At 62.7% G+C, this 20,988-nt stretch carries 16 protein-coding genes; 3 read left to right on the forward strand and 13 right to left on the reverse strand.

What is annotated here, in order from left to right:
- Window positions 1-37 precede the first annotated feature (37 nt).
- The 5 genes from BW934_RS06720 to BW934_RS06740 form a co-directional block, all read right to left on the reverse strand.
- The gene (locus BW934_RS06720; protein ID WP_076346391.1) at window positions 38-1,033 is read right to left on the reverse strand and encodes an FTR1 family iron permease; all 996 of its coding nucleotides are present in this window, start codon (window positions 1,031-1,033) and stop codon (window positions 38-40) included.
- Window positions 1,034-1,220: 187 nt separating this feature from the next.
- Window positions 1,221-2,885, reverse strand: a complete 1,665-nt coding sequence (locus tag BW934_RS06725; protein ID WP_076346393.1) for a bifunctional aspartate transaminase/aspartate 4-decarboxylase — start codon at window positions 2,883-2,885, stop codon at window positions 1,221-1,223.
- 93 nt (window positions 2,886-2,978) lie between these two features.
- A complete protein-coding gene (locus BW934_RS06730) occupies window positions 2,979-4,277 on the reverse strand; it encodes an MFS transporter (RefSeq protein ID WP_234969647.1) in 1,299 nt (432 codons plus the stop codon).
- Window positions 4,278-4,383: 106 nt separating this feature from the next.
- Window positions 4,384-5,973 (reverse strand): citramalate synthase, encoded by a 1,590-nt coding sequence (gene cimA / locus BW934_RS06735; protein WP_076346395.1) that lies wholly within the window; start codon window positions 5,971-5,973, stop codon window positions 4,384-4,386.
- Window positions 5,974-6,142: 169 nt separating this feature from the next.
- Complete coding sequence (locus BW934_RS06740) at window positions 6,143-7,501, reverse strand: hypothetical protein (protein ID WP_076346397.1); 1,359 nt, start codon at window positions 7,499-7,501, stop codon at window positions 6,143-6,145.
- A gap of 133 nt (window positions 7,502-7,634) precedes the next feature.
- On the opposite strand from BW934_RS06740, the gene BW934_RS06745 reads away from it, so the two are divergent.
- On the forward strand, window positions 7,635-8,459 hold the full coding sequence (locus BW934_RS06745; protein ID WP_076346399.1) for an aldo/keto reductase: 825 nt from the start codon (window positions 7,635-7,637) through the stop codon (window positions 8,457-8,459).
- A gap of 78 nt (window positions 8,460-8,537) precedes the next feature.
- On the opposite strand, the gene BW934_RS06750 is transcribed toward BW934_RS06745, so the two are convergent.
- Window positions 8,538-8,930 (reverse strand): rhodanese-like domain-containing protein, encoded by a 393-nt coding sequence (locus tag BW934_RS06750; RefSeq protein WP_076346401.1) that lies wholly within the window; start codon window positions 8,928-8,930, stop codon window positions 8,538-8,540.
- Window positions 8,931-9,321: 391 nt separating this feature from the next.
- Between BW934_RS06750 and BW934_RS06755 the strand changes: the two genes are divergently transcribed.
- Window positions 9,322-10,503 (forward strand): NAD(P)/FAD-dependent oxidoreductase, encoded by a 1,182-nt coding sequence (locus tag BW934_RS06755; RefSeq protein WP_076346403.1) that lies wholly within the window; start codon window positions 9,322-9,324, stop codon window positions 10,501-10,503.
- Window positions 10,504-10,568: 65 nt separating this feature from the next.
- Here BW934_RS06755 and BW934_RS06760 read toward each other — a convergent pair whose 3' ends face one another.
- From BW934_RS06760 to BW934_RS06775, 4 genes are all read right to left on the reverse strand, one after another.
- Window positions 10,569-11,066, reverse strand: a complete 498-nt coding sequence (locus tag BW934_RS06760; RefSeq protein WP_076346406.1) for a helical membrane plugin domain-containing protein — start codon at window positions 11,064-11,066, stop codon at window positions 10,569-10,571.
- A gap of 3 nt (window positions 11,067-11,069) precedes the next feature.
- Entirely contained in the window at window positions 11,070-14,054 is a 2,985-nt protein-coding gene (gene fdhF / locus BW934_RS06765; RefSeq protein WP_076346408.1) for a formate dehydrogenase subunit alpha, read from the reverse strand.
- 114 nt (window positions 14,055-14,168) lie between these two features.
- A complete protein-coding gene (locus tag BW934_RS06770; RefSeq protein ID WP_076346410.1) occupies window positions 14,169-14,960 on the reverse strand; it encodes a formate/nitrite transporter family protein in 792 nt (263 codons plus the stop codon).
- Between the two features lie 301 nt (window positions 14,961-15,261).
- On the reverse strand, window positions 15,262-15,678 hold the full coding sequence (locus BW934_RS06775; protein WP_076346412.1) for a Na-translocating system protein MpsC family protein: 417 nt from the start codon (window positions 15,676-15,678) through the stop codon (window positions 15,262-15,264).
- Window positions 15,679-15,796: 118 nt separating this feature from the next.
- Between BW934_RS06775 and BW934_RS06780 the strand changes: the two genes are divergently transcribed.
- The gene (locus BW934_RS06780; protein WP_076346414.1) at window positions 15,797-16,633 is read left to right on the forward strand and encodes a DODA-type extradiol aromatic ring-opening family dioxygenase; all 837 of its coding nucleotides are present in this window, start codon (window positions 15,797-15,799) and stop codon (window positions 16,631-16,633) included.
- 41 nt (window positions 16,634-16,674) lie between these two features.
- On the opposite strand, the gene BW934_RS06785 is transcribed toward BW934_RS06780, so the two are convergent.
- From BW934_RS06785 to BW934_RS06795, 3 genes are read right to left on the reverse strand one after another with little or no spacing between them, the layout of a single operon-like run.
- Window positions 16,675-17,262, reverse strand: coding sequence for a hypothetical protein (locus BW934_RS06785; protein WP_076346416.1), 588 nt, complete (start codon window positions 17,260-17,262; stop codon window positions 16,675-16,677).
- A gap of 55 nt (window positions 17,263-17,317) precedes the next feature.
- A complete protein-coding gene (locus tag BW934_RS06790) occupies window positions 17,318-19,240 on the reverse strand; it encodes an ABC transporter ATP-binding protein (protein WP_076346418.1) in 1,923 nt (640 codons plus the stop codon).
- Window positions 19,237-20,970 carry an ABC transporter ATP-binding protein gene (locus BW934_RS06795; protein ID WP_076346420.1) on the reverse strand — a complete coding sequence of 578 codons (1,734 nt, stop codon included), beginning with the start codon at window positions 20,968-20,970 and terminating at the stop codon, window positions 19,237-19,239. The genes BW934_RS06790 and BW934_RS06795 overlap by 4 nt, the downstream gene beginning before the upstream one ends.
- Window positions 20,971-20,988 lie beyond the last annotated feature (18 nt).

The following is a 20,988-nucleotide window of genomic DNA, read 5'->3' on the forward strand; positions in this document are numbered from 1 at the left end:
GCGAGTGCTTGGGTGACAGCACCTGAAGACGTGTGCACTATTCGGGGAGAGACGGCGCTTGTTGGGCGGCTTGGCGGCGCGGGCGCCAGACGCGGACGTACTGCGCACCGAAGTAGGAGCCGAGGACGATCACGGCCGCAATCGCTTGCGCCACGATACTCTGAAGATTGTTGAACAGGGAGAACCAGAGCCCCGCCCAGTCCGGAATGCCGAGGTTGAGCGGCGTCGAGGGCAGCCAGCCCGCTTGCTGCATCTCCTGCACCTGTTCGCCCACCATCACGAGCAAGACTGCACCGAGCATGACGCCCGTCAGCACGAGCATGCGCTTGTACGGCAGCTTCTTGTGCGCAAAGAACGTGAGCACGGCGACCATGAGCGTGAGCGCCAGGCCGATGGCGGCACCGATGAGCACGACGCCCGACCCGAGTTGCATGCGCGTATTCTGAAGGAAGAGCACCACTTCAAACCCTTCACGGTAGACCGACGTGAATCCCAGCACGACGAGCCCGCGGTAGGCGAGCGCGCGAGCCTCTTCACCGCGCTCCGCCTGATCGATGATCTCCTTCTTTTTTCGGTTGTGAAAGCTGATCCATCCCGTCCAGTAAATCCGGTGGAAAAACCAGTTCATCACAATAAGGAGCACGATGATGGCCAAAAGTCCGGTCGCTGCCTGAATCGACAGCTCTGGCGCCGTTTGGCCGACGAGCGCGATGATCCCGACCACCACAAACCACGTGAGCAGCGTCGCGACGAATGCCAGGCCGGCGCCGGCCGAGATGGGCCGCCAGTACGCCTGCCGCGTCCGCATGAGACTGGCCGTGATGGCAGACAGCACCAAGATGGTCTCCAGGCCCTCTCGGAACACGAGAATGCCCGTATCCACGATGGCCGCGCCTCGTCCGATATTGTGGCTCGTCGGGTCCGGATTGCCGCCCGCCGTCACGCCTTGCCAGATCAGCACGGCGGCGACGATCACGGCCGACAACCAGACGAGTGCGCTCTTCCAGCGAAGATTCCGAAACGCGATCGACATGTCAAGACATCCTCCTAGATATGCGGCGCCGCATAGTTGACTTCCGGAGTCAACTTTCTAGAAGGTATTCTACAAGTTAGACGAACCTAATCGCAAGAGTTTGGTGTAAAAAATTTTTGACGTATGACGAAGCTATCGACCGGCTCATCGCCGGTCAGCGGCCCTCGAACCGCGAGCCGTTCTCAGGTCATCCCCCGGCGCGCTTCCAATCCCCCGCATACGCGTCGAGTGCTGCGATGATCTCGCGCCCGATGGTCTCGTACGCGCCATCCGGCAAATTGGCGAGCGAGATGCGCACCGACCACGGTGGCGCGTGAAAGCCGCCGCCGTTCAGCAACACCATGCCGGATGACTCCGCGAGGCGAAACAGGATGTCCACGGGCTCGTAGTTCTCCTCGAGAAACGCGACAAACTGATCGCCGTAACGCCTCCGCGCAAGGTCTTGGATATCCAGCTCCGTGTAATACGCGGCCCCACAGGGCAGCTCTGGCACAGGAAGGCCCAGCGCCTCGTACAGCTTGCGCATCCGCCGGTGGCAGATGGCGCGCACCTGCGCCTTGTATTGTTGCCCGCGATCCGTCATGGCGAAGAGCGCAAAGAGCGACATCTGGACCTGTTGCGGCGTGGACAGCCCCGCCGTGTGATTGAGCGCCACCTGGCGACTGTCGGCGACCATCCGATCGATGAACGGAAGCTGGTCCGGCTGTGGCGAGAGAATCCGATAACGTGCCCCAAGCTGCGCGCGCACCTCTTGATCCATGGCCTGGAGGCGCCTGTCAAACACGTTCTCGCGCTGAAGGGCTACCACGCCGAGCCGCCAGCCCGTGACGCCAAAGTGTTTGGACAGCGAGTAGACGAGCAGCGTGTTCTCCGGCAACTCTGTGGCAAGCGACCGAAAGCCGTCCACGAACGTGCCGTACACGTCGTCCGTGATGATCATGAGCTCTGGATTGTGGTTGCGGACGACATCGACCAGAGCGTCGAGCGTCTCTTCGCTCAACGCCACGGACGGCGGGTTGGAGGGATTGACGAGAAACAACGCCTTGACGGACGGATCGGCCAACTTGCGCAGCTCGTCCAGGGGATACTGCCACGTCGGCGTACCCGTTTCGCTCCGCCCGGTGGCGCGAATCTCGATCACGTCGAACTGGTACCGTTCCAACGCGGGGATTTCGATGTATGGAGGGAAAATGGGGACCATGACCGCCATCTTCGCGCCTTTCGGCAAGAGATGGTTGGCGGCGAGCGAGTCAAACACGTAGCACATCGCCGCCGTGGCGCCTTCGGTCGCGAAAAGTTGCCAGGCGGACGGATCCATCCGTCCACCGCAGAGTTCCTCCGCGAGGTAGTGGGCCATGACGCGTTCCACGCCGGGCAGGATCCGGTCCGGCGTCGGATAGTTGTCGCCGATCACGCCGTCCACCCATTCGGCGAGCATCGCCTCGCGGTCCATGCCGCGCTTTGCCGCTGCTTCGAGGCACTCGCGAAGCGCGGCGCACCCGGGATCTTGCTCGTGTCGGCGGGCGTGTGCTTCGAAGCGCTCCATCACGCCGTCTGGATGCGGCATGCCGGCGAGATCGCCATCGTGCCACACGCGGCGGGCCTCCTCCAACGCAAATTGGCCGAGAAACCAAAACGCCTCGCGCGGGCGAGCCGCAATCCAGTTGGGGTTGCCGCGCCCCGCGTCGAGCATGACGCGGGCCCGCTGTTCATCATGTCGTTTGGCGAGCGACAAGAGCTGGTTGCGAAGCTCGAAGGGGCTCTCGTCTTCATACGTCCGCTCCAGCTCCCGGCGTGATCGCGCGTCGTGTGGAAGGCGAAGCGCCTCCGGCTCCCCCTTGGCGTGATCCATCGGTCATCCTCCTCGTCTGAGGCACAAACGTCCAGAATCATCCTAGCCGAATTCCGCAGCACACTGATCCTTGCATTACTTTTTATGGTTCCTCTATTCATTCGAGCTATGCGCAATCTCGGCGTCTGCGTCGTCCTTCCACTCGGGCACGCGCCAGCGAACCCAGGCGAAGTTGACGAGATACAGGAGGATGACCACCGCGAGCATCGCACGAATGCCGAGGCCCGCTGATACGGCGCCCCCGATGAGCGGTCCTGCAAAGCTGCCGAGAAACGTGGAGCTTGCCGTGAGGCCGTAAACGCGCCCTCGCATGTCGCGCGGCGTCATGCGGCCAACCAGCGCGTTGGCCGTGGGGAGAATGCCCCCAATGAATGCGCCGAGCAGGAACCGGCCGAGCATGAACACCCAGACGTTCGGCGCCAGCGCCTGCGGAATGTAACACAGCGCGGCGCCGACGAGCGCGATCGACAACACCTTGCGATAACCGATGCGATCGCTCCGCTTGCCGAGAAAGGGCGAAAAGAGGAGATCCGCCACACCGGTCACGGCGAAGCAGGCGCCCGAGAGCGTGCCGAGTGCGCCGAGGAGGGCGGGATCCCGACCCGCGAGCTCGCGGATGTAAAGCGGGAGGACGGGTTGCACGCTCATGACCGAAAACTGCGCCACAAACAGCACAAAAAACATCACCTGCACGCTCTTCAGCCCGCGAATCGATTTGAACTGGCCGATGAGCCCCATCCGTTTGCTGGGCGATTTTGATTCGGTTGGCGACGTTTTCGGTTCTCGAATCATCGCCCAAGTTAACAGAAACGCTGTGGTGGCGAACGCAGCGGTCAGGTAGAACACGACGCGATAATTGTGGTGAAACGCGTCGACCAGGACCCCTCCGAGAAGCGGTCCCACGAGGCTGCCCACCATGGCGGACGTCGACAACCAGCCGAGTGCAAATCCCAATCGCTCCTCCGGCATGGTGCTCGCGACCAGTGCGTTCGCGGACGCCGAGAACCCGCTGAAGGCACCCTGCAGCATGCGGATGAAGAGGAGCTCGTAAACGTTGCGCGCGAGCCCCATGAGGCTCGTGGCCATGGCGATGGCCAGCGTGGTGCGCATGACCATCAGCTTCTTGCCGCGTCTGTCCGCCACGGATCCCCACACCGGAGACATGATGGCCGACATGAGGAAGGTCGCGCTCGCGACGACACCCGCCCACAGATCCACCGCGCGTGCGTTGTGAACGCCCAGTTGACCAATGTAGAGCGCCAGGAAAGGATTCATGCTCGAGAAGGCCATCATCATGATGGCTTGCACGGCACACATCGTCCAAAGCGTCTTGCGCCAGGAGACGGGGCGCCATCGTTCCGCCGGCCCAGGTTCCACTCGCAATCCGCCCACCGGCCATCCCCCCGATCACGGCCAGAGCGCCGAGCCCTCACCTCAGGCTCCGGCGCTCCAGCGTCTTACTCACGCTCTTCCATTGTTGCGCTTGTGTCAAAGGGTTTCAAGCCTCAACGAGCGACCGGCTCGGCGCGAGGAGCGCGAGGTAGTACTGGATGCTGTCGACGAGGGCCTCCCAGCTGGCCGCAATCACGTTCTCCGAGACGCCCACCGTGCGCCAGACGTGATCGCCATCCGTGGATTCGATGAGCACGCGCACCTTGGCCGCCGTCGCGTCCTTCTCGTCGAGCACGCGCACCTTGTAGTCCGTGAGGTGCATGCGGCGGATCTCGGGGCGATGAGACGCCAGCGCCTTGCGCAAGACGGCGTCAAGCGCGTTGACAGGTCCGTTGCCCTCCGACACGGTGTGCACGATCTCGCCGTCGACCTCGAGCTTCACGATGGCTTGCGACGTCGCCTCGCCTTGGCGTTGGACATCGGTGTCGACGCGGACGGCGAGCACATGGAACGGCGGCTTGAAGTCGTGCAACATCCGGCGAAAGAGGAGCTCCTGGGAGGCCTCGGCGCCCTCGAACTGATAGCCGATGTGCTCCATCTGCTTGATTCGCTCGAGCAGTTGCCTGAGCTCCTTCTCCCGGCCCTCGACGGGAATGCCAAACGCCTCGGCCTGCGCCACCACGTTGGAGACGCCCGACAGCTCAGAGAGCAACACGCGGCGCTCGTTGCCCACGAGCTCTGGAGGAATGTGTTCGTAGGTCTCGGGATCGCGCTGAATCGCGCTCACGTGGATGCCGCCCTTGTGCGCAAACGCGCTGTGCCCGACAAACGGCTGGTAGCTGTGTGCGACCAGATTGCACAGTTCCCCGACGTAGCGGGCGACCGGCGTCAGCTGCCGCAGGTGATCGCGCGAGGGCAGGCACTGATAGCCCAGCTTCAACTCGAGATTGGGGATGATGGACGCCAAGTTGGCGTTGCCGCAGCGCTCGCCGATCCCGTTGATGGTGCCGTGAACCATGCGAGCGCCCGCCTGAACCGCGGCAAGGCTGTTGGCCACGGCCAGTTCGCAATCGTTATGCGTGTGGATGCCGACCCGCACCGGGACCTCCTGGATGACCTGTGCGACGATATCGCGGATGTCGTGCGGCAACGTGCCGCCGTTCGTGTCGCAGAGCGCCACCCAGTCCACGCCCGCCTCCCATGCCGCGCGCACCGTGGCCAGGGCGTAGGCGCGATTGCGCTTGAAGCCGTCGAAGAAGTGCTCGGCGTCGAAGATCACTTCGCGGCCGTGCCGCTTCAAATGCTGCACGGTATCGCGGATCATCGCGATGTTCTCCTCCAGGGAGACGCGGAGGGCCTCCGTCACATGGAAGTCCCACGCCTTGCCGACGATCGCGACTGTAGGTGTGGACGCCAACAGGACCGCCTGCACCCCCGCGTCGTCCTCGACGCGAACCCCGGGGCGGCGGGTGGACCCGAACGCGGTCAGTTTGGCGTGCTTGAGCCGCAACGACTTCGCCATCTGGAAGAACTCTTCGTCTTTCGGATTGGCGCCCGGGAAACCGCCCTCGATGTAGGCGACGCCGAGATCGTCCAACTTCTGTGCAATTTTGATTTTGTCGGCGACCGTGAGGCTGACACCCTCGCCCTGGGTGCCATCGCGCAACGTGGTGTCCAGAAGGTACACGTAGTTCATGCGTTCATCTCCTCGCCACTCCCTGAGAGGTCTATCTCTAATCCGCTGAAGGGGTGATATGTTCAATATGAACGGAATCTTGAGAAATGTCCAGAGTGGCGGGAGGCCACGCACGGCGACGGCGATCGGCGGCACCTCCAGTGGGTGCGGCCATTGACAGGCCTGTGGCTCACGCGATGGCAATCGCGACGGCGGTGGCCGCCGCGAGACCGCAAACCACGGGCACGAAGTTGCGGCGCGTCAAGCGCTCCGCGTCGCACCCCGTGACGCCCGCAATATCCAGCACGCCCCAGGGCACGAGGGTGCCGCCGCCACTCCACACGGAGCCCATCTGCCCGAGCGCCGCGAGCACCGCGACGTTTGCCCCGATGGGCTGGCCGAGGGCCTGCGCCAGCGTGCCCACGAGGACGAGACCGGAAAAGCCTGAGCCATCCAGGCCTGCGATCACGCCGACCAGCACGATCAAAGCGGCGACAGGCGCGACAGAGAGCGGCACGTGGTGCGCGAGCGCGCGGCCGAGATCGAACAGGAAGCCTGGCGCGCCGGGCCCGAGAATTTGAGGCGCCACCTCGGGCGACCCGAGAAGAAAGAACCCGGCGATGGGAATGACAGGGCCAAAAACCCGGGCGGAGAAGGCGAATCCTTCCTGAACAAACGACATGACTTCGTGCGCCGCGTCTCGGCCGTACTCGGCAAACGCGACGACGCACAGCACGAGCAGCGCAACCCCGCCCATGAGGGCCGTGGCGTCGCCGCCGCGCAGCGGCAGGAACACAGTGACGAGGATGCTGAAGAGGAACGCGGCGGGCACGAGCACGGCCGCGAGTTTCGCAGAAATTCCGAAGTGGACGCGCTCCGCGGCGGTGTGCGCCTCCTCCACGACCAGGCGCCCCCTGGCCATGTCGCGGCGCAGCAAGAAGTAGGCCAGGACGGTGCTCACGGCGCCCGTCGTCAACACGAGCGGAATGCTCGCCTGGATCACGCTCGTCACCGACACACCGGCTCCTGAACTCGTCAGCTTCGGGGCACCCTGAATGATAAAATCGCCCGAGAGCGCGATGCCGTGGCCGAACAGGTTCATGGCCATGGCGGCTCCGATGAGCGGCAAACCGGCCCGAAGGGCGATCGGCGTCATGAGAGGTGCCACCATCATGGTGGCAGGTGTCGGCCAGACGAGGAGCGAGACGACGCCCTTGACGAGTCCAAGCCCCCAAAACGCCAGCCCCGGCGTCTTCACGGCGTGTCGAAACGGCCGCAGGACGAGCTGGTCAGCGCCGGTCCGCTCGACGAGGCGAAGCAGGGCAATCATGAGGCCAATGACCACCATGATGCCGAGCAGGTTCTCCGCACTCGCCAAATTGGCGTTGAAGACGGTTTGAATACCTTTCACCCAGCTGTGCGTGTACACCCATCCAACGACCAACGTGCCCAGCACACACAGGGGCAAGATCCCTCGGCGCAGCGCCATGCCGAGGATGGCCAGGGCGACGACGGCAAGGTAAATCCAGTGCGACGCGGTCAAGTGCATGCGGTGACCCCCAAACCTTGCGTGTTGACGCATTGTATGGCAAACGCCCACGCGTGGTCACCCGAGCCGCGCAAGTTTCGATATAATAACCCTTGGCACTTCCGCACCAGTCCTGGAGAGAGAGGGATGTTCCATGGTGGCGCAACACGTGCAAGACACCGTCCAACTGAACAACGGCGTGAACATGCCATGGCTTGGCCTTGGCGTGTACAAGGCCCAGGCCGGCGAGGAGGTCGAACAGGCCATCCGTTTTGCGTTTGAAGCAGGCTACCGGCATATCGACACGGCGGCCTTTTACGCGAACGAGGAGAGCGTGGGCAAAGCCGTGCGTGAATCGGGCCTGCCGCGCAGCGAAGTCTTTGTCACCACAAAAGTCTGGAACACGGATCAGGGCTACGACCAGACCTTGCGCGCTTTTGAGGCAAGCCTCAAGCGGCTCGGCCTCGATTACGTGGACTTGTATCTGGTCCACTGGCCGGTGAGCGGCAAATATCGGGAGACGTGGCGTGCACTCGAGCGCATCTACGACGAGAAACTTGCGAGAGCCATCGGCGTGAGCAACTTCCAGATTCATCATCTCGAAGACCTGCTCGCCCACGCGAACGTCGTCCCCGCCGTCAACCAGGTGGAGTACCACCCTCTCTTGACGCAGGAACCGCTTCGGCAGTTCTGTCGAGAGCATCACATCCAGCTTGAAGCCTGGAGCCCCATCATGCGCGGAAACCTCGACCTGCCCGTGTTGCAGGAACTTGCGCAGAAGTACAAGAAGACGCCCGCGCAAATCGTGCTTCGCTGGGACCTTCAGAACGAGGTCGTCACCATCCCGAAGTCGGTGCGCAGAGAACGCATCTTCGAAAACGCGGATCTGTTCGACTTTTCCCTGTCGGACGAGGACATGCAGCGCATCAACGCGCTGAACCAAAACCACCGGTTCGGGCCCGATCCCGACACCTTCTGAAAAGCAAAGGGCTGTCCCGCACCCATCATCATGGGATGGGGGACAGCCCTTCGCATTTGGCGCATCAGCGGTTGGTCGTCAGTGTTGGACTTCGTACCCCGCTTCCTTCCAAGCCGCCGTACCGCCTTCAATGTACGCCACGTTGTTGAAGCCCATGAGTTTCAGCACATATGCGCCGAGCGCCGCCTGACCGCCCGCGCCGCACGTCGTGATGATGGGACGATTGCGATCCGCCAGCCGTTCATCGCGCAAGTGCTCGGGCAACTCCAGGTCGGCCCGAATCGGCAGCATGCCGAGCGAGATATTGACGCTCGAGGGAATCAACCCGCACGCGCCGGCGTCGGCGGCATCCTGCACATCGATGACCAACGTATTGGGATCTTGCTCCATGCGCTTTTTGGCTTCCGCCGCGCTCAGGCCTTGCACATTCTCCTTCGCCTTTTGAACCATCTGCATGAAGGTCAACGCCACGAATCTTCAGCCTCCTCCAAATGTATCCTTACTTGTCCATTATACGCCTTTCATCCGGGCATCCGTCCACCCATCCGCGCTCGGGCCTACATACAGTGAACCATCGAACGACAAGGAGGTGTTGAGACGATGTACGGAGTCTTCGGTGGCTACACCCGCTGGGCTGTCGTGTTTCTCATCATCTTCGTGCTGTTCATTCTCCTCGTTCCGTACGGGGCCTACGCCAACTGACGGATGAAGCGCTTGGATGATGCGCTCCGCTGAGCCGCGCAGCTTGCGCGGCTCGCCGTCATCCGGCAGGAGTGGCGCGCGCATAGGCCTGTCCCTCGCCCCCGCGCCCGTCCCTCCAACCAGACCCTTCGTGTATGATGATAGCGAAGGGAGAGAGCGCATGAAAGGTATCGTCATTCTCGGGGCGGGCTACGGCGGACTCGCCGCAGCTCTGGAACTCGACCGTCACGGTATCCCATTCACCCTGATCAATCGCGAGCCCTACCACACCTTTAAGACGCTTCTGCACGAAGTCGCGGGCGCCAGGCATGATGCTCACACCTACGCCCTGTCGCTCGAAGATCTGTTTCATCGCACAACGAGCGAAGTTCTCATCGCCGACGTGAAGCGCCTCGCATTGTCGGACAAGCTCGTGGAGACCGATCGCGGCACGCTGCCCTACGACACGCTGATTGTGGCCCTCGGCAGCCACACGGCGACCTTCGGCCTGCCGGGCGTCGCGGAGTACGCGTTTCGCCTCGATTCTCTGCGGGCGGCGATGGAACTCCACCACCACGTGGAGCGCGAAATCAAGCGGTACCAGGAGACCGGCGATCCGCTTCACCTGAGGTTCCTCGTGGCCGGCGGCGGGCTCACCGGCGTGGAGCTCATGGGCGAATGGGCCGATGCGCTGCCGAGCCGCCTGCGCCATCTAGGACTCCCCACGACCGACTTGTACCTTGGCCTGATTCACGCCCACGGCGAACTGCTGCCCGACGTCGATCCAGAGCTAAGGGCCGTCGCCCAGAGCAAGCTCGTGGAGCGCGGCGTCGACCTCATCTTGAACGAACGCGTCGCGGGCGCCGACCCAGAGGCGTACGTCCTCGCGTCCGGCCAAAAAGTGGTTGGCCATACGCTCGTTTGGACAGGAGGCGTCGAAGCGCCGCCGCTCTTGAAAGACGCGGGCCTTCCAGTTGACGCCCGGAATCGGGTACACGTGGACCCGTTTCTCAAGGCGCGGGGCTTCGAAGACGTGTACGTCATCGGCGACTGCGCGCGCTTCGAAGACGCGAAAGGCAACGTGCTGCCGCCGACCGGTCAGGTAGCGGAACAGATGGGGCACCACCTCGGCGCGAACTTGGTCCGGCAGGCGCACGGCCGCTCACCCCTGCCCTTTGTCTACCACGATCACGGCACTGTGGCGTCGCTCGGCCCGAAGTACGGCGTCGCCGAAATCGGCCGTCATCATGCGACTGGCGCGACCGCTTTGGTGCTGAAAGATGGATCCAAGATGAAGTACCTCATGCACCTGGGCGGCCCGGTGACCCTCCTCAAGAAATATCGACAATGGTTGGAAATCTAAGTAACAAAGCCGCGGAACCTGTCCGCGGCTTTGTTTCATTCGACATTTCCCGAGAAATTGCGCCGTCACTCCGGCGCACGTTCTTGTCGGAGTGACTTGCCCAAGCCGGACAAAAAGCCGACGCAGAAGCGAATGGCGTACGCGACGTCCGGATCCTTCAGCAGCCCAAGAAGCTCGAATATGCCGAGCGACTTCGCGCTGCCCTCTGCCTGTTTTTGCGCATCCGCCAAGCCGGCGGCGGCTCCGTCGACGAGCTTCGCGAGCGCGCCGGGGTCAAACTTGCCGAGCGCTTGAGCTAGGCCGATGGCATTCTGCAGCGCCGAGGCGTACTCGTCGCGAGCCAACAGGTCGACTGCATGCGCGAGGACGCGATCGCCACGCGCGAGGAGCGCGGTCAACATGGGCAGCAGGCCCTTTTCTTCCGCGAGCGCCAACAACTCAAGGGCGCGCAGCGCGGCCTTCTCCTCGAGCGCCAGCTGATCGGCGAGCTTGGCGAGCGCGCGATCTCGCCGCTCCTCAGGCGTCTCCTCTCGGCGCTCGATCATGCGAATGGGTTCCGCCACGTCTCAACCCTCCCTCACGTTCGCGCCTTCGGTGACGAGCGGGACATAGTCCTTGCGCGCCCATTTTTTCTCCACATTGACACCGGGTTGCGGATTTGGCTTGCCGAGCCGGAAGTTCCCGCGCTTCATCGGCGATTCGCCGCACGATTGAATGACCTCCATCCGCACGCGCATCTCCTTGTAAGCGGGGGTGTAGGTCGCGGTGTCGTGATCGCTCGACGTCAGGCGGTTCACGGCCTCCTCGTCGGCATGGGACAGAAGCGGCACGTACACGCGCTTACCGGAGACGCGATCCGTGACGACGACCCGCACGCGGATGCTGCCGTAGGGCGACACCAGCCGGACCCACGCGCCGTCCTGCACGCCGCGCTCCTTGGCGAGCTCTGGCGAAATTTCCACGTAGGTCTCCGGCACCTTGGCGTGAATGCCTGGTACGCGGCTCGTCATGTTGCCTTCGTGGAAATGCTCGAGCAAGCGGCCGTTGTTCAACTCGAGATCATATTCCTCCCCGACTTCGATGGGCGGCGTCCAGTCGACCGGGTACAGCCGTGCCTTTTTGTCGGGGAACGCAAACCCGTCCGTGTAGAGGAGCGGCGTATCGGTGCCGTCTGGCAGAACGGGCCACTGCAGGCTTCCGTAGCCTTCCAGGCGTTCGTAGGTGGCGCCGCGGAACAAGTCGGCCGTGCTCGCCATTTCCTCAAAGATCTCGCGCGGCGAGGCGTAGTTCCAGTTGGCGCCGAAGCGATTTGCGACCATCTGAATGATCTCCCAGTCCGGCTTCGCGTCGCCGAGCGGCTCGAGCACGCGATACAGACGCTGGATGCGCCGCTCCGTATTCGTGAATGTCCCTTCCTTTTCGAGGCTCGGACAGGCCGGCAACACCACGTCTGCAAACTGAGCGGTCTTCGAGAGAAACACGTCCTGCACGACGAAGAATTCGAGTTTGCGGAAGGCGTCCTCCACGTAGTTGATGTTGGAATCCACCACGGCCATGTCCTCGCCGCACAGGTACATCGCCTTGAGCTTGCCCTCGTGAATCGCATCCACCATCTGGTGGTTGTTCAGACCGGGCGTCGTCGGCAGTTCGGCACCCCACAGCGCCTCCCACTTGCGCCGCTGAACCTCGTTGTCGATCCGCTCGTAACCAGGCAAAAACGGCGGCGCACAGCCCATATCTCCCGCACCCTGCACGTTGTTGTGGCCGCGGAGCGGGTACGCGCCGGTCCCGGGACGCGCCACGTTCCCGGTCACCAGGAGCAGGTTGCAGATGGCCGTCGACGTGTCGCTTCCACCGCGGTGCTGCGTCACACCCATGGCCCAGCAGACCGCCACTCGTTCCGCTGCCATGATCATCTCTGCGACGCGAATCATGTCCTCCTTGCGCAGGCCGCAGACCTCGCTCGCATAGTCGAGCGTAAATTTCTCGAGCGAACGGACGTACGCGTCAAATCCGTTGACGTGCTCGCGCAAAAAGGCCTCATCATGCCGTCCCTGATCGATGATGTACTTCGTGACGGCCGACAGCCAAACCAAGTCCGTCCCCTGCCGCGGCTGGATGAACAAGTCGGCCCGCGAAGCCATGATGTTGCGCCGCACGTCGGCCACGATGTGCTTCTGGCCACGCTTCTTCTGGGCTCGCCGCAGACGGGTCGACAGCACAGGATGCGCTTCGGCGGGGTTTGCCCCGACGATGATGACGAGATCGGCGAGCTCGAGGTCGCGAATGGAGCCCGTGTCTCCGCCAAGTCCCATCGTCCGCCGCAAGGCCTCCGTCGCTGGCGACTGACAGTACCGCGAACAGTTGTCGATGTTGTTCGTGTGCATCACAGTGCGCGCCAGTTTCTGCATCAAGTAGTTCTCTTCATTCGTCGTCTTGGAGGACGAGATGAACGCCACGGCGTCATAGCCATGCGCCGCCTGGATCTCCTTGATGCGCTTTTCGATCACGTCGAGCGCCTCGTCCCAGCTGACCTCGACGAACCGGTCGCCCTTTCTGACCAGAGGCTTCGTCAGGCGATCAGGGCTGTTGACGAAGTCCCAACCGAACTTGCCCTTCACGCACGTCGAGATTTGATTCACCGGTGCCTCCATCTGCGGTTCGACTTTCAGAATGTGGCGGTCCTTGGTCCACACGTCGAAGGCACAGCCCACGCCGCAGTATGTGCAGACCGTCTTCGTCTTTCGAATGCGCGCCTCACGCATCTCGTGCTCCATCTCGGACAGCACAAAAATCGAGGAGTAGCCCGGTTCCACCTTCTTGGTGAGGTCGATCATCTTGTCGAGGGTGGGCTTTTCAATGCCGGTGAGGAACCCGGCCTCTCCGAGCATCGACTTCTCCATGAGCGCGTTGGTCGGGCAGACGGTCACGCAGTGACCGCACGAGACGCACGACGACTCGTTGATCGGCACGTCGTCGTCCCAAATCACCCGAGGCACGTCGCGGTCCCAGGCGATCGACAAGACCTCGCTGACCTGGAGATTTTGGCAAGCTTCGACGCAGCGGCCACACAAAATGCACTGCTGCGGATCGTACCGATAAAACGGGTTCGACATGTCGACTTCGTAGGGCTTGGGGGTAAAGGGATACGCCTGGTGTTCCACGCCCATCTGCATCACGGTGTTGTGCAACACACAGTTACCGTTGTTGTTGTCGCACACGGTGCAGTACAGCTCGTGGTTTTTCAGAATGCGGTCCATCGCTTCTTTCCGCGCATAGCGCGCGGCGACGGATTTCGTCCGCACCACCATGCCCGCTGTGGCCGGCGTCGAACAGGCGCGCATGAGCTTGCCGTCGATCTCGACAATGCAGGTGTCGCACGTTTCAATGGGGCCGAGCGCCGGGTGATAGCAGACGTGCGGATGTTCCTGTCCGGTGGACAAAATGGCCTCGAGCACCGAGCGTCCCGGCTCCACGGAGACTTCTTTCCCGTCGATCTCCAATACGACAGTTTGCGCCTCGGCCTGTGCCTCGGTTCTGATATCGAGCATGCCGATATCCCCCTTATCTTTCAATTTCCACGCGAGAGAAGGCAGACGGCCGCGTAAGCGGGCCGCGCCCCCCAAGAGGGCGTGGCTTTGTGACGGGCGGGCGATACGCTTGATTCAGGCTTCGCGGCGCGACTTCGTCAGATAGACGAGATAGTAGGCGAGCGCAGTGAAAATCCATCCGCCGATGGCGTTCCCGATGAACGCGCCGCACCACTCCTCAATGATCTTGCCCCACGACAAGTCCCCACCGACCCACATGGCCGCGGGCAGGACAAACATGTTCGCGACCACGTGCTGGAAGCCAATGGCCACGAACGCCATGATGGGGAACCAAATCGCAAAGATCTTGCTCACGATGTCCTTGGCGCCGTAAGCCATCCAAACCGCCAAGCACACCAACCAGTTACATCCAATCGCGGACAGAATGGTCGGTCCAAACGCGAGCTTCGCCTTTGCCGTCGCAATGGCAATGACCGTCGCCTTGAACGGATCGGCCGTCAACAGATGCGCGCCCACCCCGAACGCGCCGGCGACGAAGAGCGATCCCAACAGGTTCCCGATCAAGACCCAGAACCAGTTGTACACAAGCCCGCCAAGGCTTGCGCGCCCCGCGTGCACCGCGATGGGCAGCGTCATCATGTTGCCGGTCAACAGTTCTCCGCCCGCGATCACGACGAGCATCAGGCCCACGGGGAACACCGCGCCGCCAAGGAAGCTCTTGACGGACGCCAAGCTGTCTGGCAGGCTGGCGGTCACGCGGATGTCCACCAAGAAGCCCAGCGCGATGAACGCGCCCGCCAAGATGCCCAGAATGAGCAGCTTCCACCAGACCTCTTTCGACTTCTTTTCGCCCACATCCACTGCCAGTTGCGCGATCTCCGCAGGACTCAGAAACCCATTGCTCATGTGACTCCCACCCTTTTCTCGTTCAGCGCTTGTCTGGCTCGCCATCGTTTACAACCTTACCTTGCGCAGCGCAACACGGATCATGCACAAGAAATCATCCATAATTCCCCAGGTGTTGCGAGCACAAAAAAGGACACAAATTGCCGCTTCGCGGTCAACTTGTGCCGATGTGTTCGCCTGCAGAACCTACAGGCCAACCATTCAAGCGCCGAGCCAATAGATTCGTAGCGCGCCCACTCACGCGAATGCACCCGCCACGCAACGCTTATTATAGCACGTTGACGGTGAAACCGAATACAACTCATTCTGCGGATTCTTGTGCTGGATTTCCCTGTTTCCCAAACCGCAGCTCCCCGTCCGGCAGGGGTTCCCTCGGAATCGGCTTTTCGAAGATGAACACGGATACCCCCATATCCTCCTCGACCTTGAAGTCCGAGAAGAGATACAAAAAGCGCGAACCCGCCACCTCCTCAAGTCCCTCCGGCACCTTCCGCTTGTACAGCTCCTGAATCATGCTCGTGCGGGCCAGGCGCACCATCTCCGCCCCTTCGGCCGTCCGGCTGATGAACTTCTCCGTCGGGGTGAGATTGCCTTGCAACACGCAAATGGCCATGTTTTCAATAAACACCGTGTGAATGCGCTCCGGTCCCTTGCCGAAACACTCTTTTCGCACCCTGCGCACGATCTCGTTAAACGCCTGTTCCCGGCTTTTCGGCATGCCCCATCGCCCCCGGCCATCTGCCTCCTCTGACACCTATTGTAGCCGCTTCTCTTCCGTAAGCCAAATATGGCGCCCGAGCGGCTTTTCGTCTACAGTGGCGTCAGGAGGCGATTCCATGAGCATCGTGTTTGCAGCCGTGGCGCCGCACGGACTGCCCATCCTGCCGGAGCTCGCGGGCGATGAGGCCCATGTCATGGCCCAAACGCGCGCGAGCCTCACCGAACTGGGTCAGGCGGCGCGGCAGGCAGACCCCGACGTGTGGGTGGTCATTACGCCGCACGGCATCCGCGCGGAGGGGCAATTCACCTTGAGCGCAAGCGCATACATGGAAGGTGAGTTGAGTGAACAGACGCAGGCGGCGATGGTCCGCGCCTACCGGGCCGACAAGGGCAACGTCTTCCACATGCGCCGCGCGGTCGACCGCGCCCTCGCCCTCGAAGTTGCCCACAGAGCGCAGGATGTGCCCCTTGCCATTCTCAACTTCGCGACGGCAGACGGCCCGCTCTCGACGCTTCCCCTCGACTGGGGCAGCATGATTCCCTTGTATTTCATGCCGGAACGGCCCATTGTCGTCATCCAAACCGCGCGATCCCGCCCGTTCTCGGAACATCTTCGCCTGGGCCAGGCCATCCGCCAGGCGTGCGACAGGCTCCATCGGCGGGCCGGCGTGATCGCGAGCTGCGACTGGGCGCACGCGCATGCCGCAGACGGGCCATACGGCTTCCACGAAGACGCTCCGCGGCTGGACGAGGAAGTGCAGCGCGCAATCGCGGCAGGGGAGTTGGAGCGGCTTGCCGACTTTCCGCCCGAGATGATCGAAAACGCTCGGCCGGACGGCATGTGGCAAGCGCTCGTGCTGGCGGGCGCCGTACCGAAAGAGGAGAGGCGCCCGCACCTGTTGTCGTACGAGCGCCCGACCTACTTCGGCATGCTTGTGGCGCAGTTGCGATGAGAAGCCCGCGTGGCCGCCGCATCACAGCCGCGTCGGCGCCATCATGGCGCGCCGATGACAGGCTCGCTGAGATGCGGCGAGACGACCACGGTGTCGAGCACGTGCGTCACCTGCCCCGACGTCTCGGAAACGAGCCGGTAGGTGCCCGGCTGGCCAAGCAAAAACCGCCTGCGCAGGCGATTCGAGGCGCCGGGCATGGGCTGAATCGCGGTGCGCTCGAGGTTGGGCGTGCGAAGCTCGCAGCTGTCCGCCGCGGCGCCCTGTACATCGAGCTCCCATCCCAGGGGCACAGACAGGACGAGCTGCCCGCGGTTGGTCTGTGCCCCGCGGCCGGTGTCGCGCCCATCGGTGTAAGCGTGCGGAGACACAGGCGCGGTAATCGCGCGGCCATCCGTGTACGCGTCGGGCGAAGTCGGCGCCGTCACGCCGCGGCCGTCCGTCGCCTCGAGGGAAGAGGTTGCGCGCGGTCCGGCCACAGGCCGGAGATCGACGGTCACCACATGGTGCGCAGTGTCGAGCCGCACGGCGTGCTGGACGGGTCCGTACACGGCATCGCGCGTCGCGACCGCCTGTACGCTGGCATGTGGCCCTCCGAAGAGGGCGATAGCAAGCAAAAGAGCGGGTCCCACAGGTCATCGCCTCCATCCCTGTCGATGGCCCTAGGGTTCCCACTCTTTTCCTTTTTCATCCATTCGAAGTCTGGCTCGCGGCCGTGCGCGCCACCTCGGCGAGCGCTTCGTCCACGCTCGATCCGGCAAACTGGCTGCGGTACAGTTCGGCGTAAAAACCGCCCTTCTCCAAGAGCTCGCGGTGCGTCCCCTGTTCGATCACACGGCCGTGATTCATGACGAGAATCTGGTCCGCGTTTTGGATGGTCGACAGACGATGGGCGATGACAAAACTCGTGCGCCCCTCCATCAGCCGCTGCATCGCCTCCTGGATCAGGAGCTCCGTGCGGGTGTCGACGCTGGAGGTGGCCTCATCGAGGATGAGAATGACGGGATCGGCCAGAATGGCTCGCGCGATGGTCACAAGCTGCTTCTGCCCCTGTGACAGGTTGGAAGCCTCTTCGTTGATGACCGTGTCGTACCCGTCGGGCAAAGCCCGAATGAAGTGATCGGCGCGCGCTGCCCGGGCGGCCCGGACGATCTCGTCCTCACTCGCGTCGGGTTTGGCATAGGCGATATTGTCGCGGATGGAGCCATGAAACAGCCACGTGTCCTGTAGCACCATGCCAAACAGGCTGCGCAGGTCGGCGCGCGTCATGTCGCGGATATCGACGCCGTCGATGGTGATCTGCCCTTCGCGGACATCGTAGAAGCGCATGAGCAGATTGACGAGAGTCGTCTTCCCTGCGCCCGTCGGACCGACGATGGCCACCGTCTGCCCCGCGGCCACCTCGAGGTTCAGGTCCTCGATGAGCGGCACATCGTCCTTATAGCGGAACGAGACGTGGTGAAACGCGACGTTGCCCCTGGGATGCTCGAGCCGCACCGGCGTCGCTGGATCAGGCACCTCTTCCGGTTCATCGAGCAGCTCAAAAATTCGCTCAGCGGACGCAATGGTCGATTGAATGATGTTCGAGATGCTGGACAACTGCGTGATGGGCTGCGAGAACTGGCGGGCATAGAGAATGAACGCCTGAATATCCCCGATGCTGATGGAGCCGCGCGCCACGAACAATCCGCCGATCACGCTGACCAACACGTAGCCGAGGTTGCCGATAAAGTTGTTCAGGGGGAAGATGAGCCCCGAGATAAACTGCGCCCGCCACCCCGATTCATACAGGGCCTCGTTGTGGTGATCAAACGTCTTGACGGCGCGGGGCTCCATGTTGAACGCCCGCACGATGGCATGGCCCGTGTACATCTCTTCAATGTGGCCGTTCAAAAGCCCGAGCGAGCGCTGCTGGCCCACGAAAAAGCCCTGCGACCGCTTGGTGACAAACCGCGTGACGTAAAACGACAGCGGCAGTGTGAGAAACATCACGAGCGTCATCAACGGACTGATGGACAACATGACCGCAATGACACCGACGAAGGTGACGATGCTCGACACAAACTGAAGCAGCGCCTGCTGAAGCGTGTTGCCGATGTTGTCGAAGTCGTTCACAAATCGGCTCATCACGTCGCCAATCGGGCGCCCGTCGAAAAACGAAAGTGGCAGGCGTTCCAACTTGGCGTACACGTCGCGGCGCAGCGCATACACCGTCTTTTGCGCGACGCCGGCCATCATGTACTGCTGCAAGTAGCCAAACACGCTGGAGAGCACGTACAGCCCCGTCAGCTCCTCGAGCACGCGCACGATGTCCGCCCAGTCAAATGCGGGACCGGGCAGATGCATCCACTTGTGGCGCAGGCCCGCGACGAGATCGTTCGTGATGCCCTTCATCACGTCCGGCCCCAGGATGGAAAACAGCGTGCCGAGCACCGTCATCACGAAGACGAGCCCAATTCGCCAGGCGTGCGGCCGAAAATAGCGCACCAGGCGCCGCGCGGTGCCGCTGAAGTCCTTTGGCTTCTGAACGGGCATGCCGGGGCGCATTCCGCCGTGGCGCATGGGCATGGGCGGCCGCATCGCCTGCATGTCGCGCCGATCCTGGCTCATGCCATGACCTCCTCTCCGAGCTGAGACCGCACAATCTCCCTGTAGACCTGGCAGCTGGCGAGCAGCGATTCGTGCGTCCCGATGCCGGCAATCCGCCCCTCGTCGAGCACAACGATTTGGTCGGCATCCCGAATGGTATTGACGCGTTGCGCGACGATGATCACCGTGGCGCCGCGCACCGCTTCCCGAAGCGCCTGGCGCAACCTCGCGTCCGTGCGGAAGTCGAGTGCGGAGAAACTGTCGTCGAAGATGTAAATCGGCGCCCGGCGCACCAGCGCCCGAGCGATGCAAAGGCGCTGCTTCTGCCCGCCAGACAGATTCCGCCCTCCTTGCTCGACGATGGCGTCGAAGCCGTCCTGCATCTGCTCGATGAATTCCAGCGCCTGGGCAATGCGCGCGGCTTCCCGCACCTCGTCATCGCTCGCGTCCTCCTGGCCCACGCGGATGTTGTCCGCGATGGTGCCGCTGAAGAGCACGGACCGCTGAGGCACGTAGCCCATTTGCCTGCGCAGGTCCTCCTGGCTCCACGCCCGCACGTCCAGGCCCCCGACGAGCACCTCGCCCGATTCCACGTCGTAGAACCTGGGGATGAGGCTCACGAGCGTCGATTTGCCCGATCCCGTCCCGCCGATGATCGCCGTGACTTCGCCCGGCTTTGCGACAAACGAAATGTCGGAGAGCGCCGGCGCTTGTGCACCCGGATACCGGAACGTCACGTGGCGAAACTCCACGAGCCCTTCGCACTGCGGGCGCGGCAGCCGCTCAGGATGCTCCGGATCTCGTATCCGCGACGCCGTGGAAAGGACCTCGTAGATGCGATTGGCCGACGCGTTGGCGCGCGGAATCATGAAGAACATCATCGAGACCATCATGATGGCAAACAAGAGCTGCGTGACATATTGGATAAACGCCATCAGCGAGCCAATCTGCATCTGACCGTGCGCGACCCGCACGCCGCCAAACCACAGGATGGCGATCACGGCCAGGTTGATGACCAGCATGAGCGCCGGCGACAGCGCCGCCATGATTTTCTGCACGCGGGTGGTCGTCCCCGTCAGGTCGGCGTTGGCGTGATCGAATCGCTTCGTCTCGCGTGCAACCTGATTGAAGGAGCGAATGACGCGGATGCCCGTCAGGGTTTCGCGCAACACGCGGTTGAGCACGTCGATCTTGCCCTGCATGACGCGGAACAACCGGCTCGCACGCCCAAACACCAAGACGATGACTGCCGCGAGAACCGGAAGCATCACCCACACCACGACGGACAGACTCGCATCCGTGTACACGGCCATCAGCACGCCGCCGATGCAGTTGAGCGGCGCCATGATCATCATGCGCAGCATCATGTTGACAAGCTGCTGCACCTGGGTGATATCGTTGGTCGTGCGCGTGATGAGCGAGGCGGTGGAGAAACGGTCGATTTCCTCCAGCGAAAACGTCTGCACGTGCGCGAACAGGTCGCGGCGAAGGTGCTTGCCGAAGCTCGCGGCGGTCTGCGACGACAGATAGCTCGCCGTGATGGAGAAACCCACCGCGACAATCGATACCGCGAGCATGAACGCGCCCATGCGAAAGATGTAAGGAAGGTTCCCCTTGAGCACCCCGTTGTCGACGATTTCCGACATCAGGGTTGGCAAATACAGGTTCCCGAGGACCTGCAGAAAGATGAACGTCACAATCAGGACGATGCGCAGCCGGTACGGCCGCAGATAGGGAAACAGCTTGCGCAAGCCACCCACCCCCTGTGC

This window comes from Alicyclobacillus vulcanalis, from assembly GCF_900156755.1.
GTDB classification, from domain to species: domain Bacteria; phylum Bacillota; class Bacilli; order Alicyclobacillales; family Alicyclobacillaceae; genus Alicyclobacillus; species Alicyclobacillus vulcanalis.

Coding starts and splice junctions, on each gene's coding strand:
- BW934_RS06720 (WP_076346391.1), bottom strand. CDS start 1,033: ATGTCGATCGCGTTTCGGAATCTTCGCTGGAAGAGCGCACTCGTCTGG.
- BW934_RS06725 (WP_076346393.1), bottom strand. CDS start 2,885: ATGGATCACGCCAAGGGGGAGCCGGAGGCGCTTCGCCTTCCACACGAC.
- cimA (WP_076346395.1), bottom strand. CDS start 5,973: ATGAACTACGTGTACCTTCTGGACACCACGTTGCGCGATGGCACCCAG.
- BW934_RS06740 (WP_076346397.1), bottom strand. CDS start 7,501: ATGCACTTGACCGCGTCGCACTGGATTTACCTTGCCGTCGTCGCCCTG.
- BW934_RS06745 (WP_076346399.1), top strand. CDS start 7,635: ATGGTGGCGCAACACGTGCAAGACACCGTCCAACTGAACAACGGCGTG.
- BW934_RS06755 (WP_076346403.1), top strand. CDS start 9,322: ATGAAAGGTATCGTCATTCTCGGGGCGGGCTACGGCGGACTCGCCGCA.
- fdhF (WP_076346408.1), bottom strand. CDS start 14,054: ATGCTCGATATCAGAACCGAGGCACAGGCCGAGGCGCAAACTGTCGTA.
- BW934_RS06770 (WP_076346410.1), bottom strand. CDS start 14,960: ATGAGCAATGGGTTTCTGAGTCCTGCGGAGATCGCGCAACTGGCAGTG.
- BW934_RS06775 (WP_076346412.1), bottom strand. CDS start 15,678: ATGCCGAAAAGCCGGGAACAGGCGTTTAACGAGATCGTGCGCAGGGTG.
- BW934_RS06780 (WP_076346414.1), top strand. CDS start 15,797: ATGAGCATCGTGTTTGCAGCCGTGGCGCCGCACGGACTGCCCATCCTG.
- BW934_RS06790 (WP_076346418.1), bottom strand. CDS start 19,240: ATGAGCCAGGATCGGCGCGACATGCAGGCGATGCGGCCGCCCATGCCC.